General features: G+C 69.7%; 4 protein-coding genes. All 4 read right to left on the bottom strand.

The annotated features are described in order from the left end of the window. Positions 1-2 precede the first annotated feature (2 nt). Genes L1081_RS02290 through L1081_RS02275 form a run of 4 tightly spaced genes read right to left on the bottom strand, consistent with a single transcriptional unit; the run spans position 3 to position 18,678 of the window. Positions 3-2,999 (bottom strand): amino acid adenylation domain-containing protein, encoded by a 2,997-nt coding sequence (locus L1081_RS02290; protein WP_489415006.1) that lies wholly within the window; start codon positions 2,997-2,999, stop codon positions 3-5. After that, on the bottom strand, positions 2,996-8,776 hold the full coding sequence (locus tag L1081_RS02285) for a non-ribosomal peptide synthetase (RefSeq protein WP_489415005.1): 5,781 nt from the start codon (positions 8,774-8,776) through the stop codon (positions 2,996-2,998). The genes L1081_RS02290 and L1081_RS02285 overlap by 4 nt, the downstream gene beginning before the upstream one ends. Before the next feature lie 9 nt (positions 8,777-8,785). Next, positions 8,786-13,384 (bottom strand): SDR family NAD(P)-dependent oxidoreductase, encoded by a 4,599-nt coding sequence (locus tag L1081_RS02280; RefSeq protein WP_489415004.1) that lies wholly within the window; start codon positions 13,382-13,384, stop codon positions 8,786-8,788. Next, positions 13,384-18,678, bottom strand: coding sequence for a non-ribosomal peptide synthetase (locus L1081_RS02275; RefSeq protein WP_489415003.1), 5,295 nt, complete (start codon positions 18,676-18,678; stop codon positions 13,384-13,386). Before L1081_RS02275 ends, L1081_RS02280 begins: the two co-directional genes overlap by 1 nt. Between the last annotated feature and the right edge of the window lie 7 nt (positions 18,679-18,685).

Genomic DNA, 18,685 nt, shown 5'->3' with positions numbered 1-18,685 from the left:
GTTCAAGAGACGGCAGCCTCGGAGGCGAGGCGCCAGGCGTCAGCCAGTTGCTCGGTTTGCGCACGGTCGGTGCTGGCGCTGCGCACAGCCTCGGCCAGCGAGGACGCGCTCGGGTGATCGAACACCAGCCCCGGCGCGATGTCGACACGCAGCAGCCGGCGGATGCGCGCGGCCAGCTTGATGGCCAGCAGCGAATGCGCGCCGAGTTCGAAGAAGTCGTCGTCGACACCGATGGCCGGCCGTCCGAGCAGCTCGGCCATTCCGCTGGCAAGCAGGTGCTGGAGCGCGTCGCCGGGCGATTGCACGGGCTTCGCCTCTTCCAGCCGGGGCGCGGTGCGAGCCAGCGCGAGCCGGTCCACCTTGCCGTTGGCCAGCCGCGGGAAGGCCGCCACCTCGATGCAGCGCGACGGCACCATGTGCGCCGGCAGCAGCGCGCCAAGGCGCTCGCGAAGCGCATGCACGTCGCCGACCACGCAGGCCACCAGCTCCACGCCGCCCGCGGCAGCGGCAACAGGCAGCACCACGGCCTGCCGCACGCCCTCCTGCGCCAGCAGCACGGCCTCGATCTCGCCGGGTTCGACGCGAAAGCCGCGCACCTTCAGCTGGTGGTCCGCCCGCCCGGCGATGCGCACCGAGCCGTCAGGCAGAACGCACGCCAGGTCGCCCGTGCGATAGAGCCGCTCGCCCGGGCGGAAGGGGTCTTCGACGAAGGCATCGGGCGAGACGCCACCAAGGTAGCCGCGGCACAGCTGCGCGCCGCCGATATGCAGTTCACCCAGCACCCCGACCGGCACGAGCCGCAGGGAGGCGTCGAGCACGCGCACGCGGTTGTTGGCCAGCACGCGGGAGAGTGGCGCCGCATCCGGCAGCGACCCAGCGATGTCGAGCCTGTGCACCATCACGCCGACCGTGGTTTCGGTCGGCCCGTAGTGGTTGTAGACGGCGCACGAAGGCGCCAGGCGCGCGATGCGCTCCAGCAGCAGGCGCGATGCCGATTCGCCGCCGAGCACGAGCAGCCGGGGCAGCACCGGCGCCTCGGCCTCGAGCAATGCCTCGAGGTGCGACGGCACGATCTTGAGCGCGTCGATCCGGTGCGCGGCCATGAAGCGCGTAAAGGCCGCGGCGTCGTGCGTGGCCTGTGCATCCGCCACCACCAGGCAGGCGCCGTTGAAGAAGGCGCCGAACAGCGCGGTGTTGCCGAGGTCGGCCGCCACCGTGCTCGTCAGTGCCCAGCGATGGAATTGCTCGAACTGCATTTCCCTTGAGACGGCCGCGACGTAGTTGAGCAGTTGCGCCTGTTCGATCACCACACCCTTGGGGCGCCCGGTCGAGCCGGAGGTGTAGAGCACATAGGCCAGGTCCTGCGGCCCGGTCTGGACATCGGGCGCGGTGACGTCGAAGCCGGACAGGTCGATGTCGGCGGCCACCGCCACGCGCCAGGCAGTCCCGACGATGTCCTGCGTCATCGGCTCGGCCTGCAGCAGCAAGGCGGGCTGCGCATCGGCCAGCACCGCGGCGCGGCGCGCCCCGGGCCATTCGGGTTCGAGCGGCAGGTAGCCCGCGCCCGCACGCCAAGCCGCGAGCATCGCAACCAGCAGGTCGAGCGAGCGCGGTAGCGCGAGCGCCACCAGCGAACCGCGCACCACGCCTTGCGTCTGCAGCCAGCGGGCCATGCGATTGACGCGGACATGGAGCGCGGCGTAGCTCAGGCACTGGTCACCGTCTTCGATGGCCGGCGCGTCGGGAGTGGTTCGCGCCCAATGCGCGATGCGGTCGGCAATGCCCTGCGTGCCCACGTCCAGCGACACGCCCTCCAGCGCGAGCAGCGCCTTGCGCTCCTCGGCATCGGTCAGCGGCAGCTCTTGCACCGGCGCCGCGGGCATGTCGGCCACGCCTTGCAGCAGACAGAGAAACTGCCGCAGCAGGTGCTCCGATGCGGCCTGCCCATAGCGGCGTTCATCGGCATGCAGCGCGAGCGTGACGCCCTGCGCCGACCAGTCGGCTTCCAGCGCCAGTTCGAAACATGGCAACGGCCCCGGACGCTGCGTCACCCGCCAGTCCGCATGGGTACTGCCCGGTGCGGCGGGCGCGTGCAGCGCAAATCCGACGGCGAGATGCGCCGCGTCGGCGGGCACATCGAGCATCCAGTATTCCTGCGCCTCGACGTGCGTGCGGGCCAACGCGCCAAAGCGGGCGAGCCAGTCCGAGAACGGCGTATCCGCGGCAAGCTCCACATGCACCGGCAGTACCTTTTCATAGACGCCAATGGCCCCCTGCATCACTTCGTAGTCGCGCCGGCAATCGTGTTGCCAGCCACCTGCGAACCGGGAAAAACCCGTCACACGGGCGAGCAGAGCCCACCAGGCGGCCTGCAGCACACCCGCGGCCTGCATGCCGTGTGCCTGGGCCAGCGCGCCGATGCTCGCCAGCAGGTCGTGGTCGAGAGCGCGCGCCACCATGCGGCGTGCCGCAGGCACCGAGGCCGTCGCGACGGCCTCTGCCTGGCGCAATGCGAGGCGCGGCGGCGCCAGTGTTTCGGTGGCCGGCATGTGACTGGCCCAATAGGCGCGGCCCTGCACGGCGTCTTCTTCTCCGTCGTCCTGCGCCAGCGCCTCCCGCCAGGCTGCGAACTGGGTGTACTGGAAGGGCTCGGTCGACTCGGCGGGTATGCCGCGGTGGGCATCGGCGATCCTGGCGAACAGCGTCGCCAAGCTGCCGCCATCGGCCGCCAGCGGATGAGCGGCCAGCGTCAGCCGATGCCGCGATGCATCCAGCGCGGAGAGTTCCGACAGGACCACGCCGCCCTCCGGCGCCTGCGAGGCGTGCAGCACGCCCGCCACGGCGGTGCACAGCTGCCCCGCATCGACCGTGCCCTCGATCTCCACCGACATCACCAGCGGCTGCACCGCCGCGTCGCCGTACATGGCCTGCACGGCGCGCTGCTCGGGACTGAGCGACCAGGCCGCATTGAAGTTCTCGAACCGGTCCGGCGCCGTCATTCGTTCACCGCCATTTCAGCCGCACGCAGCGCCGAGCGTTCGAACATCGCGCCCATGGCCACGACGATCTTGCGTGGCCCCTGGTAGGGATCGCGTGCATGGGCCGCGAGCATGTTGTCGAGCATCACCACATCGCCCTGCCGCCAGTCGAAGCGCACCGCGCAGGCTTCGTAGGTTCGGCCCACGATGGCCATGGTCTCGTCGGCGATGGGCGTGCCGTCACCGTAGCAGACGTGGCGCGGCATGCGTTCCGCGCCAACCAGCGCGAGCAGGTCCTCGCGCACGTCGGCTTCGAGGCAGGCGGGGTGGTGCAGCTGCACCTGGTTGAAGAACACGCGCTCGCCGGTCAGCGGATGCTTCATGACGGCAGGGCAATGGGTGCGGGTCTGCAGCGTTTCTTCGTCGAGCCAGCGCCATTCGATGCCGCCGGCGGCGAGGCGGGCCTCGACTTCGGCGCGCTGGTCGGTCTTGAAGAAATCGCGCCAGCTCACGTCCAGGTGCGGCGTGAAGGTGCGCACGTAGGTCAGCGCCTTGCGCTCGAAGGCCTCGACGATCTCCGCCGGCAGGCGGCGCAGCATCTCGCGGCAATCGACGATGGGTGTCGCGCCGCCCACGGGCGACGGCAGCTCGCAGTAGAACCACTGCTTGCGCGGCCAGCGCTCCATGTGCGAGCTCTCGTTGTGGTACAGGATCATCTGCCGCTCGGGGTATGGCGTGGAGCGGTAGGTGCGGCGTCCGCCCTCTTTCTTGGGCAGGTCGCCGTAGCTGCCGTAGAGCTCGGGCTCGACGTTCTCGGCGAAGGCCTCGAAGTCCTGCGGCGTCGCCAGGCCGAAGTTACGGAACAGCAGCCCGCCGTGGCGCGCCAGCGCATCGTCGACGAAGCCGCGATGCTCGCGCACCCAGGCGATCGCGTCGAAGTCGTTGCCCGCGGGCTCGATGACGAGCGGGAACTCGCGCCTTTCGGAAAGGAACGAGGTCTTGACCTGCGAGCGCGGCCCCGCGGCCGCAGGGCTGGAGGCGATATTCGTGGCTGCTGCGGCAGCCGGAGGCCGGGCCGCGAGTTTCTTGAGCTTGTCCAGCTTGCCGGGCTGGGGCGACGGCATCGGATTCATTGGGAATTCCTTGCGATCAGGTGATGAAAACAGTTGTTCGACCGCCGCATCGGGCGATACGGCCAGTTGCCGCAGCAGCGCGCACCAGCCGGCGGCCCAGCGTCCGACTGATTCGGGGCGGTACAGCCCGGTGTCGTAGATCCACTCGGCGCTCCAGTCCCCCGGGCCTTCGTGGACGAACACGGCAATGTCGAACTTGGCCTGCCGCACGCGTTGCGGCAGCACGTCGATGCGCAGGCCGGGAATCTCGAAATGGCTGGCGGGCGTGTTCTGCATGACGAACAGCAGCCTCACGGGCCCCCCTTGCGCGCGCGGCAGGCCGGCGGCATCGAGAATGCGGTCGAACGGAACCGCCGCGTGCGCGAGGGCCGATTGCGTCCTGTCGTGCACCTGGGCCAGCCACTGTGCGAAGCCGCCGGCGGCTACGGGCCGGCGCGAACGTAGCGGCACGACGTTGACGAAAAAGCCGATCAGCTTCTCGAGTTCGGGATGGTCGCGCCCCGCGACGTCCGTTCCGACCACCAGGTCATCGACGCCGGCCTCGCGGTGCAGCTGCATCAGGAAGGCCGCCAGCATCACCGTGAACAGCGAAGTCTTGCCGCCGCGGGCCAGCGGCACGAGCGCGTCCACCAGCGCACGCTCGACCGGCAGGCGAACGCTGCCCGCGGTGCGTGCCGATGCCGCCGGCATCCCGCGGTCGACCGGAAAGCGGGTGTGCTGCGGCGCATCGGCAAGGTAGTGCTTCCAGAACGCCGCGTCTTGCGCGCGCGCTCCTTCAAGCAGCCTGTCCTGCCACACCGCGTAGTCGGCGTACTGCACGCGCAACGGCGGCAGCGCCGAGGGGCTGTCGGATCGCAGGGCCTCGTACGCGGCAACGAAATCGCTCGCAAAAACGGCTTGCGACCACCCGTCGAAGGCAATGTGGTGCACGCACAGCAGCAGTGCATGCCGGGACGGGCCGAGGTGCAGCAGCGCGGCGCGCAGCGGTGGGGCCGAGGCCAGCTCGAAAGGCCGCGCGGCCATCGCGTCCAGCGCGCTGTCGATGCGCGGCGCCTCGTCTTCCGGCAACACCGGCGAAACATCGCTCCATGGCAACTCGAATACACCGGGCGGGATGATCGAAGCCACGGGTTCACCCTGGTCATTTTCGGGGTAGACGGTGCGCAATGCTTCGTGCCGCGATACGACGGTCTCGAGCGCACGCCGCAGCGTGTCGGGATCGAGGGGGCCATCGAAACGCAGCGCGGCCGCCATGTTGTAGGCCGCACGCGCATCGGCGCTGGCCAGCCGGTCGACGAGCCAAAGTCGGTGCTGCATCGGAGACAGGCCCATGTGCGGGGCGCGCGCCACCGGCACCAGCCGCGGCTCGGGCGTCGTGTTGCCGGCGTCCATCCCGGCGCCGCGCAGCCTTAGCGCCATGTCGCGCAGCACCGGGTGCTCGAACACCTCGCGCAACGGCAACTGGAGCCCGTGGCCGGCACGCAGCCGCGAGACGAGCTGCGCCGCCATCAGGGAGTGGCCGCCGCTTTCGAAGAAATGGGCATGGCGGCTGATCTCGCCCGCACCGAGCAGCTCGCGCCAGAGCCCGGCCAGCATCGTTTCGTGCGCGCCGCCGGGCGCCTCGAACCCGTCGGCATCGGCGGCCTGCACCTGGGGCAGTGCCTTGCGGTCGATCTTTCCGTTGGCGTTGAGCGGCAGGCGCTCCAGCGTCATGAACAGCGCAGGCACCATGTACTCCGGCAGCTCGCGGCCAAGCCATTCGCGCAACGCCGCGGGCGCCAGATCCGGTCCCGCGTGCAGCGAGACATAGCCGACGAGCCTCGACCCGCCGGCGCCCTGCTGCACGGCCACCACGGCCTCCCGCACGCGCGGATGCGCGAGCAGTTGCGCTTCGATCTCACCGAGCTCGATACGCAGGCCGCGGATCTTCACCTGGTGGTCGAGACGTCCGAGGTAGTCGAGCTGGCCTTCGCGGTTCCAGCGCACGAGGTCGCCCGTGCGGTAGAGCCGGCCGCCGCCCGAGGGGTCGAAGGGATCGGCGACAAAGCGCTCCGCCGTCAGCCCGGGACGATTCACGTAACCTCGCGCCAGGCCGACACCGCCAAGGTAGAGCTCGCCCGCCATGCCCGGCGGCACGCGGTTCAGGGACGCGTCGAGCACGTGCGCCTGCACGCCGGAAATCGGCCGGCCGATGGCGACCTGGCTGCGCCCGTCTTCGGCGCAGGTCCAATGCGTGACGTCGATGGCGGCCTCGGTCGGCCCGTAGAGGTTGTAGAGCGCCGCATGAGGCAAACGGCGGAACACCTCGTTCTGCGCTTCGGCCGGCAATGCCTCGCCGCTGCAGACGATGCGCCGCAGGCTCGTGCAGGTCTCGACATCGGGCTGTGCCAGGAACGCCTGCAGCATCGAAGGGACGAAGTGCAGCGTGCTCACGCCGTGCCGGCGAATCAGTTCGACCAGGCGTGCCGGGTCGCGGTGATCGCCCGGCGCAGCCACGGCCAGCCGCGCGCCGTACATCAACGGCCAGAAGAACTCCCACACCGACACGTCGAAGCTGAAAGGCGTCTTCTGCAGCACCGTGTCGCCCGGTCCGATGCCGTAGGCCTGCTGCATCCACGCCAGGCGGTTGTGCAGCGCGTTGTGCCGGTTGGCCGCGCCCTTGGGCTTTCCGGTCGAGCCCGAGGTGTAGATCGCGTAGGCGAGGCCCTCGCCGATCAGCGGCACGTCAGGGTCGCTCGCCGGACAGTCCCCCAGGTCGATGGCGTCGAGCACCGCCAGGCGAACACCGTCCTTCGCATGCAAGCGCAGCTGTACGCGGCTGTGCGTGAGCACCAGCGCAAGGCCGCTGTCTTCCACCATGTACGCGATGCGGTCGGCGGGATGCTCCGGGTCCAGCGGCACATAGGCGCCGCCGGCTTTCATGATGGCAAGCAGCGCGACCACCAGTTCGGTGCTGCGCTCCAGCGCCACGCCGACGAGCGTCTCGGCGCGCACGCCCTGGCCAAGCAACCAGTGCGCAAGCCGGTTGGCCCGGCCGTTGAGCTCGGCATAACCGAGCGCCTCGTCGCCGAAGACCAGCGCGGGCGCCAGGGGCTGCTGCCGCGCCTGGCGTTCGATCGCCCGGTGCACCGGCTCCGGCGCGCCACGCGCCTGGGTGTTGATGCTCCACAGGTCGAGCTGCGCGCGCTCGCCTGGACTCATCAGGGACACGTCCCCGATCGCCTGCCGAGGCTGCAGCGCGAGCGCACGCAGCACTGCCAGGCAGTGCCCGGCCATGCGTTCGATCGTCTGCGCATCGAACAACTCCGGCGCGTAGTTGAAGCAGGCGTCGACCTCGCCGCGCTCGTTTTCACAGGTCTGCAGCATCAGCTCGAACTGCACGGAACGCTCGTCGAGATGCATGCGCCGGACCGACAGCGCGGGCCACTGCTCAAGAGAGCGATGGTCTTGCCGCAGATGGTTGAACATCACCTGGAACAATGGGCTGATTCCGGGGCTGCGGTCGGGCCGCAGCGCTTCGACCAATTGCTCGAACGGCAAGTCCTGGTTCGACTGCGCGCCGATGGCCGCATCCCGGGTCTGCGCCAGCGCTTCGACCAGCGTCATGCGGGCGTCCAGCTTTGCGGACAGCACCTGCGTGTTGACGAAGAAGCCGACCACGCCGGCCGTCTCGGCCCGGTTGCGGTTGGCAATGGGCACGCCTACGCGAAGCACGGACTGGCCCGAGTGGCGGAACAGCACCACGCCGAAAGCCGCAAGCAGCGCCATGAACAGCGTCGCGCCTTGTGCCTGCGCCTGCCGCTTGAGGACCGCCAGCAGGTCGGCGGGAAGCTTGAAGTCGTGCCGTGCGGCCGAATAGCGGCCGTCGCCGCGGCGCGGATGGTCGGTGCTCAAGGCCAGCACAGGATGCTCTTCTCCCAGATGCTGCCGCCACCACGCCAGCTGGCGTTCGCCCTCGCCCCCTTCGAGCCACCGCCGCTGCCAGGCAGCATAGTCGGCGTACTGGACCGGCAGCCCCGGCAGCTCTGCGTCACGGCCCAGCGTGCGCGCACGGTACAGCACTGCCAGCTCATCGAGGATCACCTGGATCGACCAGCCGTCCGAGATGATGTGATGCATCACGACAACGAGCCGGTGATCGCGCTCGCTCGACCTGAGCAGCACCGCGCGCAGCAGGGGGCCGCGCGCCAGATCGAAAGGCGCGTCGCAAACCGCGCGCGCCGCGTCGCCGAGCCGCGACGCACGCTCATGGGCCGGCAGTGTGCCCAGGTCGATGCAGGGCAATTCGACACGATGCGCCGGCAGGATGACCTGTTGGACCACGCCGTCGCGGCCTTCCTCGAACACCGTGCGCAGCGACTCGTGGCGGGCCACGAGCGCTTCAATGCCGGCGCGCAAGGCTTCGGCGTCGAGCTGCCCCTCCAGCACGAGGCCGCCGCTCACGTGGTAGGCCGTGCTCGCAGGATCGAGCTGCCAAAGGAACCATTGCCGCTGCTGCGCGAAAGAAAGCTCCGCCCTGTCGCCTGGCTGCGCGCGCGGCGCAATGGCGCAAGCGCCCTGCGCCGCGTCCGGCGCCCACGCGCCGCGCAGCCGCTGGGCCAACTTCGCACGTTGCTCGGCGGTCAGGCCGGCGCGGCGCGCGGAGATATCTCTAAGTTCGGACATGTCGGGTCTTCAAACGGTTTCGGGCAAGGCATCCGGCGCGGCGTCCACCGCGGCGGCGCCTTCGATTTCCTCGATCAGCCGGGTCTCGACCAGGATCGCGAGGTCGCGGATGGTGGGCGCCTTGAAGAAGGCGGCCGGATGCAGTTCGACGTCGTAGGCCTTGCGCGCCCGCGCCAGGATCTGGATCGCGAGCAGCGAATCGCCGCCCAGCTCGAACAGGTTGTCGCCTGCACCGACGCTGACGATGCCCAGCATGTCCTGCCAAATGGAGGCCAGCCCGGTTTCGAGGTCGCCTTCGGGCGCGACGAAGGGAGTGTCGAGCGCGGGACGCGGATGGTCGCGGCGCTTCTTCTTCGCGACCGGGCCGGTCTCCAGCAGTTCGAGCATGCCGTTGTCGAGTTCGCCAAGGCGCTGGTTCAGGTCGGTGGTGGAGATCACGACCTGCGCGAACGCCGGGCCGTTGACGATGCGCTCCAGCGCCCGCGCGCCCTCGGGCCCGTCCATGCCGATGCCTTCGGGGAGCACGCGGCCGGCGGCCATGCCGAGGTCGCGCCACGCGTCCCAGTTGACCGAGATGACGGGGTGTTTCGCGCTGCGCTGCCACAGCGCGGCCAGCGCATCGAGGTAGGCGTTGGCAGCGGCGTAGTCGCTCATGCCCAGGCCGCCGGCCATGCTGGAGATCGACGAGCACAGCAGCACGAAATCGAGCGGCTCTTCGCGCAGGGCTTCGAGCAGGAAGCGGGTGCCTTGCAGCTTGGGGGCGAACACCTCTTCGACCATGGCACGGGTGCGGTTCGAGATCATTCCGCTGTTCGCATGGCCGGCCGCATGCACCACGCCGTGGACCCTGCCGAAACGCGCGCGAGCCTGCTCGGCGGCAGCCTGCATCGAGGCTGCATCGGCCACGTCGGCGGAAACGACGAGCACTTCACCGCCCAGTTCTTCTAGTTCGAGCAGTTGCCTGAGCTTGGTGCGCAAGGCTTCGGGTTGGTCTTCGGCTGCGGCGACGGCTTCCCACGTGCTGCGTTCAGGAAGCGGCGTGCGCCCCAGCAGCACGAGCCTGGCCTGCCACGACTCGGCAAAGTGCCGGGCGACCGCGAGCCCCACTCCGCCGAGACCACCGGTGATCAGATAGACACCCTTCGAGCGCAGGCGCTGCTGCGGCGCGGAGGCAGGCGGCAGCGGCTCGTAGGTCTTGATCCAGCGGTGCGGCCCGCGATAGGCCACGAGCATTTCGCTCCGGGGAGCCTGTGCTTGCGCAGCGAGTTGCCGTGCCAGCCATGCCTCGGCGGCGCTGCCCGGTACCGGCAGCACGATGTCGGTCACCCAGCAGGCAATGTGCGGGTATTCCTGCGCGATCACCTTGCACAGGCTGAACAGCGTTGCCTTCTCGGGGCACAGTGCTTCAAGGCCGGAGACGTCTTCCATCTGGTTCGCAACGACCTCGATCGACAGCTTGCGCCCGCGTCCGTCGGAGGTGCTGTCGATGGCCTGGGCCAGCGCGAGCAGGCTGAAGTAGCCGCGTTCCAGAACTTCCCCCGATGGCGACGACGGCAACGGCTGGCCGTCCACGCACCACAGGTGAAAGACCCTGGCGACAGGCCCGCACTCGCCCTGCACCTTGCGCAGGAGTTCTTCATGGTCCGCACGCTCGCCGGGGCGGACCGTGAAATGACGCGAGCTCGTTTCGGCATAGCCCGCTCCCGGCGTCACGCGAATGATTGGGCGTTCGGGCGATCCGTCCTGCAGTTGCCGGATCAATGCGTCGCTCAGTCCGCTGGCTTCCGCGAACACCAGCGTGCAACTGTTGGCTGCTGCGGGGGCCGGCGAGGCGTTCGAAGGTTCCGTGCGATGCCAGGTCGGCACGTAGAACGCATCGGCCGCCTTGCGCCCGGACGTGCCCGCCGCGTCTGTGCCCGGTTCGGGCACGTCCATCCAGTACGACTGGCGCTGGAACGGATAGGTCGGCAGCGGCACCCGGCGCGCCTGCCGCCCGGGATGGCATGCAGCCCAGTCGATGTCGACACCCGCGCACCAGAGCTGGCCGATCACGGACGCCATCTGGCGCTCGTTCTGGTCCTGCTTCTGCGGATGGGCCTGGCTCGACAGGATGCCCGCCGCCGAATCGGCCAGCGGGTGCTGGCGTGCCAGGCCGGCCAGCGTCTCGCCGGGGCCGACTTCGAGCAGCACGCGGCCTTCGGCGCGAAGCAGCTCGGCCAGGCCATCCGCAAAGCGCACGGTGCCACGCAGGTGCTGGCCCCAGTAGGCCGGATCGACCGCCTGCTGCGCCGTGATGGGCTTGCCGGTGACGTTGGAGATGAAGGGAATGCGCGGCGTGTGCCGGGGCACGGCGGCCACCACCTGCTGCAGTTCGGCCACGATGGCCTCGGTCATCGCCGAGTGGGAGGCGATCGAGACCAGCAGGCGGCGCGGCATGAACCCGCGCGCGAACAGCTGCTGCTCGGCCGCCTCGATCGCCGCCATCGGCCCGGCGAGCACGCACAGCTGCTCGCCGTTGATTGCCGCGATGTCGCAGCCGGTGGCGAGGAAAGGCGCAAGTTCGGATTCCGAAAGTGCAACGGCGGTCATCGCGCCCGGCTGCATGGACTGCATCAGCCGGCCACGCGCAGCCACGATGCGTAGCGCATCCTCCAGGCTGAACACGCCCGCCAGGCAGGCGGCGACGTACTCCCCCAGGCTGTGGCCCAGCATCACGGCAGGCTGCACGCCGCGCGACATCCAGAGCCGGGCCATCGCGTACTCGACGATGAAGAGCACCGGTTGCGTGTATTCGATGCGGCCGAGCTTTTCGTCGGCAGCGGCCTCGCCGCCTGCGGCCGGATAGAGCAGCTGCCGCAGGTCCATGCCCATCGCGTCGCGCAGCGCGTCGCAGCAGCGGTCGACCTCTTCGCGGAACACCGGATGGTCGCGGTACAGCGCGAGCCCCATGTTCGCGTGCTGCGTGCCGCCGCCCGGAAACAGGAACGCGACCTCGGGCGCCGACGCGGGAACGCCGGCCGCCAGGTCGAAGTCGCTCTCGGGTGCGCGCAGCGCCTGCACGGCGTTCGACATCCCGTCGGCGACGACCGCGCCGCGTACCGCCATCGCGCGCCGGCCCGCCTGCAAGGTGTACGCGACATCGGCCAGCGATGTGCCGGCATCGGCTTCTTCGAGATGACCGGCAAGCCGTTGCGCGGTTTGCTGCAGGACGTCGGTGTTGCGGGCCGAGAGCGGCAAGACCTGCCAGGCCGGCGCCTGTGCGGACGGACGCGACACCGGCGCTTCTTCGAGCACCACGTGCACGTTGGTCCCGCCGATGCCGAACGAGCTCACGCCCGCGCGGCGCGGCGTGGAGCCTTTGGGCCAGGGCTGGCGCTGCGCATTCACATAGAACGGGCTGCCCGCGAAATCGATCTGTGGATTGGGTTTGGTGAAATGCAGGCTGGGCGGCAGCACGCCGTGCTTGAGCGCCATCGTGGCCTTGATGAGCCCCGCCACGCCGGCCGCCGCATCGAGGTGGCCGATGTTGGTCTTGACCGAACCGACGGCACAGAAGCCGCGCCGCTCGGTGTCGGCGCGGAAGGCCTGCGTGAGCGCCGCGATCTCGATCGGGTCGCCCAGCGTGGTGCCTGTGCCGTGCGTCTCGATGTAGCCGATGGTGTCGGCCGAAACGCCTGCGATCAGTTGCGCCGAGCGAATGACCTCGGCCTGCCCGTCGATGCTGGGCGCGGTGAAGCCGACCTTGGCCGAACCGTCGTTGTTGGCCGCTGTGCCCTTGATGACCGCGTGGATGGTGTCGCCGTCGCGCAGTGCTTCGTCGAGGCGCTTGAGCACGACCACGCCGGCGCCGCTGCCGATCACCGTGCCGGCCGCATCGGCGTCGAAGGCGCGGCAATGGCCATCGGGCGAGAGGATCGCGCCGGCCTGGTAGCGGTAGCCGCCCTCTTGCAGCAGGTTGAGCCATACGCCGCCGGCCAGGGCCATGTCGCAGTCGTGGCTCAGCAGCGCCTGGCAGGCGGTGTGCACTGCCGTGAGCGACGTGGAACAGGCGGTCTGCACGCTCACGGCGGGGCCGCGCAGGTTGAGCTTGTAGGCCACGCGCGTGCACAACGAGCCGCCGGAGTTGCCGCTCATGAGCCCGAGCAGGTCGGCGATGCCGGTGTGCGCGCCGAGACCGAAGGACGGCAGCAGGTTGCGGATCAGGTAGACGTTGGCGCCCTCACCCGCATACACGCCAACCTTGCCGGGCCAGCGCTCGGGGTCGCAGCCCGCATGCTCCAGCGAGGCCCAGGCGCATTCGAGAAAGATGCGCTGCTGCGGGTCGAGGTTCTCGGCCTCGCGCGGCGTGTAGCCGAAGAAGCCCGCATCGAACTGGTCGAAGCCTTCGAACAGCACGCCGGCCTTCACGTAGTCGGGATCGTCCAGCAGGGCTTGCGGCACGCCGCGTTCGCGCAGCTGGTCGTCGGTGAAGCGCGACACCGACTCCACGCCGTCGCGGATGTTGCGCCAGAAGGCATCCACGTCGTCTGCGCCGGGGAAGCGCCCGGACAGGCCGACGATGGCGATCTCGAGGCCGGAGGGTTCGGAAGATTCGTGGGAAGTGGACATCAATTGACTCTCTCCGCAGGCTTGCGGCGTTGAAGCATGGCGGCGCGCTGGCGCAGCGCGCGTTCGTCGCCGGCCGTGGACGATGGCGCGGCCTGCGCCCCGCCCTGCTCGATCCACCGGGCCAGCGATCCGACGGTGGGGTACTTGAAGAGATGGACCAGTGGAACCGCGCGCTGCAGCCGGTCTTCCAGCAGCCGGTGCGCGCGGATGAGCAGCAGCGAGTGCCCGCCCAGGTCGAAGAAGTTGTCGTTCAGGCCGACCTGCCCGACCTGCAGCACCTCGGACCAGATGGCTGCCAGCGTGCGGGCCACGTGGCCCTGCGGCGCCTCGTAGGTGTTCGCGCGGCCGATGCCCTCGGGCTCGGGCAACGCCTTGCGGTCGACCTTGCCGTTGGCGTTCAGCGGCAGCGCATCGAGCACCACCACGGCGCGCGGCACCATGTAGTCGGGCAACACCTGCCCCAGTTGCTCGCGCAGTGCGGCGGTGTCGACGGCCCGGTCCGCGTGCACCGCGATGTAGGCCACCAGCGACACGCCGCCCGCGCCCTCGCGCGCCACGACGACGGCCTCGCGCACCGCGGGCTGCGCGAGGATCTGCGCCTCGATTTCGCCCAGCTCGATGCGAAAGCCCCGGATCTTCACCTGGTGGTCGATGCGACCCAGGTATTCGATCTGGCCCTCGGTGTTCCAGCACACGAGGTCGCCGGTACGGTAGAGCCGGTCGCCGTTGCCGAAGGGATTGGCCACGAAACGCTCCGCGCTGAGGCCGGGCTTGCCGAGGTAGCCGCGCGCAAGGCTCACGCCGCCGAGATACAGCTCGCCGGCCACGCCGCGCGGCACCAGGTTGAGCTCGGCATCGAGGATGTGGCACTCGGTGTCGCTGATCGGCTGGCCGATCGGCACCAGGCTCTGGCCATCGTCACGGCAGGTCCAGCGCGTGACATGGATGGTGGTCTCCGTCGGGCCGTACAGGTTCTGCAGTGTGGCGCCGCCCAGGCGCTGCAGCGCTTCTTTCTGCGTCTCGGCGGGCATGGCTTCGCCGCCGCAGATGATGTGCTTCAGTTGCGTGCTGGCCTCGATGTCCTTGTGCGCCAGGAAAGCCTGCAGCATCGAGGGCACGAAGTTGAGCGTGGTGATCCTGTGCCGCTGGATCAGCTCGACCAGCCGGGCCGGGTCGCGGTGGTCGCCGGGGTTGGCGATGACCAGCCGCGCACCCGCGGTCATGGGCCAGAACATCTCCCACACCGACACGTCGAAGCCGAACGGCGCCTTGTGCAGCACGGTGTGGTCGCGGGTCAGGCCGTAGGTCTGCTGCATCCAGGCCATGCAGCTGTGCAGCGCCGCGTGGCGCACGGCCGCGCCCTTGGGCTTGCCGGTGGAACCGGAGGTGTAGATGACGTAGGCGAGGTTCTCTGCGTGCAGCGCGACCTGCGGGTCGTCTTCGGGCTGGTCGGCGAAGTAGCCGCCGTCGAGCTCCAGCTTGGCCAGTCCGGAGCGACCCGCGATGAGGTCGCGCGTGGCACGGTGCACGAGCAGCAACGCGATGCCGCTGTCTTCCACCATGTAGTCGAGGCGCTGCACCGGGTACTCCGGATCCAGCGGCAGATAGGCGCCACCAGCCTTGAGGATGCCCAGGATGCCCACCACCATCTCGACGGAGCGCTCCATCGCGATACCCACGCGCATGTCGGGCCGGACACCGAGCGCGATCAGCCGGTGCGCGAGGCGATTGGCGCGGCGGTCGAGTTCGGCAAAGCTCAGTGCCTCGTCGTCGAACAGCAGTGCGATGGCGTCGGGCTGCTGTGCGGCATGGCGCGCGATGGCGTGGTGCACCGGCTCCAGTTGCGGTTCGCGGCGCGCGTTCACGCTCCACTGCGCAAGCTGCAACTTCTCGGGCGCGCCCAGCAGGTCGATGTCCCCCACTGCACAGCCCGCATCGGCGCAGAGCGCACCGAGCACCGCCACGTAGTGCTGCGCCATGCGCGCGATGGTCTCTCGCTCGAACAGGTCCCCGGCGTAGATCACGTCGAGCAGCAGGCGCCCGTCGGGCCGCTCGCGGGCTTCGAGCACCCAATCGAACTGGGTCTGGAGGTCGGGCAGCGCTTGGTCGCTCACCTCGATGCCGTCCAGGCGCTGCAGCGCGCGGTGGTCTTCGAACAGGTGATTGAACATCACCTGGAACAGCGGGCTGTGGCTCATGCTGCGCTCGGGCTGCAGCCGCTGCACCAGCTGCTCGAAGGGCAGGTCCTGGTGCGCCTGCGCGCCGAGCACTGCTTCCCTGGCCTGCGCGAGCACGCGTGACACAGGCGTGCGGCCATCGATCGGGTTGCGCAGCACCAGCGTGTTGACGAACAGGCCGATCACGTTCTCGAACTCCACGCGGTTGCGGTTCGCAATGGCGGCGCCGACGCGGATTTCCTCCTGCCCCGTGTAGCGGTGCAGCAGGGCCTGGAGGCCCGCAAGCAGCACCATGAACAGCGTGGCGCCTTGGGCCTGCGCGAGATTGCGCAGCTGGCCGAGCAGTGGCGCGGGCAGTTCGAAGGCATGCCGCGCCGCGTTGTAGCTGGCCTGCGGCTTGCGCGGATGGTCGGTGCGCAGTTCGAGCACCGGATGCTCGTCGCCGAGCTGCGCGCGCCACCAGCCAAGCTGTCGCTCCGCTTCGCCGGCGGCCAGCCATTCGCGCTGCCACACGGCGTAGTCGGCGTACTGCACGCGCGGCACGGGCAGCGCCGCGGCTCGCCCCTGCAGCCGCGCAGCATAGCCGGCAGCGAGCTCGTCGATCAGCACCTGCATCGAGGCGCCGTCGGACACGATGTGGTGCATCACCACGACCAGCACCTGTATGTCGTCCTCCAAGCGAATCAGCGCCGCACGCAGCAGGCCGCCCTGGGTGAGGTCGAAGGGCGCGCTCTTGATGCGGCGGGTTTCGCTCTCGAGCCGGGCTTCGCGCTCGGCGAGGGGCACGTCGCGCAAGTCGACACGCTCCAGCGCGAGCGTGCTCGAGGGCTTGATCCATTGCGCGGCGATACCGTCGCCGCCCGCACGGAACACGGTGCGCAGCGATTCGTGGCGCGCGACAAGATCGTCCAGCGCGCCTTGCAGCGCATCGGCCTGCAAGGCGCCGGTGAGGCGCAGCGCGCCGCTCATGTGGTACGCCGCACTCGCCGGATCGAGCTGCCAGAGGAACCACTGGCGCTCCTGCGCATGGGACAGCGGCAGCGCATGCAGCCGGCGCTCGGCCGGCAGCAGCGCGATGGGTGCGGGCCGTGCGTGCACGCCCTGCGCCAACCGTTCCCGAATGGCCGCCGCACTCTCATGCAGCCGTGGATGCTCGAACATCAGCCGCACCGGGTAGTCGATGTCCCAATGACCGGAGATGCGTGCCGCAACTTGCGTGGCGGTGAGCGAGCTGCCGCCGCGCGTGAAGAAATGCGCATCGCGCGCAAAGAGCTTCGCATCGGCCGGCCGCAGCACTTCGCGCCAGATGGCGTCGACGGCGCGTTCGGTCTCGTCGAGCACGGGCGCTTCGGCCGGCGCCTCGACAGCACCGCCCTTGACGAAGGCGCCGCGCTCGTAGATGACATAGGCGTCGGCGCTGCGGTCCAGCCAGCCGGCGCGGCAAGCACTGCGCTGCAGCTTGCCGCTGGTGGTCTTGGGCATGCCGCCCGGGTTGAGCAGCAGCACGGCCGACAGCGGCTCGCCGAACACTTCGCTGACGGCGGCGCTGAGCGCCTCGACCAGCACCTGCGGCGGCACCAGCTTCTGCATGCTGCGCGACACCTCGGCCGCCGCGCCGATGCCCTCGCCGTCGGGCCCGCTGGCCGCGAAGACCGCGACGCGGCCCTTGCGCACCGCATCGACCTCGGCCTCGATGACGCGCTCGATGTCCTGCGGATAGATGTTGTGGCCGCGGATGATGATCAGGTCCTTGATGCGGCCGGTGACGTAAAGCTCGCCGTCGCAGACGAAACCGAGGTCGCCGGTGCGCAGCCAGCGGCGCCCCGCGTGTTCGACGAAGGTCTCGCGCGACTCGCGCTCCTTGCCCCAATAGCCGGCGCCGATGCTCGGCCCATGGACCCAGATTTCGCCGATGCGGCCGGGCGCCACGGCGGACAGCGCGGCGGAGTCGACGATCTCGACTTCGTGGTGAACGGCCACGCCGCCGCAGCCGACCAGCAGCGTGCCGTCTTCGCTCGGCGTGCCGGCACCGCTGGCCAGGCCGTCGGCGCTGAAGCCGCGCGCGACCATGCCGCTGCCGCGCCGGCCGCCCGTCACGAACAGCGTGGCCTCGGCGAGGCCGTAACAGGGATAGACAGCGCCGGGGTCGAAGCCGGCCGGAGCAAAGCGCTCGATGAATTCGAACTCCGTGTCGGCGCGCACCGGCTCGGCGCCGGTGTAGGCCACGCGCCAGCTCGAGAGGTCGAGCTGCGCGATCTGCGCATCCTTCACGCGCTCCAGGCACAGGCGGAACGAGAAGTCGGGTCCGCCGCTGAGCGTGGCGCGATGGCGCGAGATCAGTTCGAGCCAGCGCACCGGCCGCTCGAGAAAGTAGCGCGGCGAGGTCAGCACCAGCGGGATGCCGCTGTACAGCGGCTGCATCAGACCGCCGATCAGGCCCATGTCGTGGTACAGCGGCGCCCACGAGACGAACTTGTCGCCGGGGCCGATACCCATGCCGACCTGGATCGCATGTTCGTTGGCCATCAGGTTGCCGTGCGTCACGATGACTCCCTTGGGCGCAGAAGTCGAACCCGAGGTGTATTGCAGGAAGGCGACGTCGTCGTCGGCCGGCTCGAAGGGCTGCCATGCGTCGGCGAGCGCGGCGTCCACCGCATCGACGGCGACGATGGCCACCTCGCCGAACTGGTGGCCGGCCGTGGCCATCGCGTCGCTGAAAGCGGCCGAGGTCAGCACGCAGCGCGCCTGCGAATCGGTCGCCACACCGGTGAGCCGCGCCAGGTGCTGGGGCCGCGTCGACTCCGGCGGAAACACGGGCACCGCGATCACGCCGCAGTAGAAGCAGGCCAGCATGCTCACGGCATAGTGGTCGCCGTTGTCGAGCATGACGAGCGCGCGGTCGCCCTTGGCGAACTGCTGTTGCAGGCGCGCGGCAAGCGCACGCACGCGCCGCTCGAAGACGGCATAGGTGATGGGCAGCTCGCTCTGGACGCCATCGGCCTCGTCGACCACGGTGAGCCAGACGTCGTCCGCCCGCTGTTCGGCCAATGCGCGCAGGTGGGCCACGAAATTGCGCGGGCGCGGGCCGCCGGATTGCGTCGCAAGCAGTTCATTCATATCGAGT

This window comes from Variovorax sp. MSC1_012, from assembly GCF_023667525.1.
Classification (GTDB): Bacteria; Pseudomonadota; Gammaproteobacteria; order Burkholderiales; family Burkholderiaceae_C; genus Variovorax; species Variovorax beijingensis_B.
This window is presented reverse-complemented; position numbering and strand designations above follow the sequence as displayed.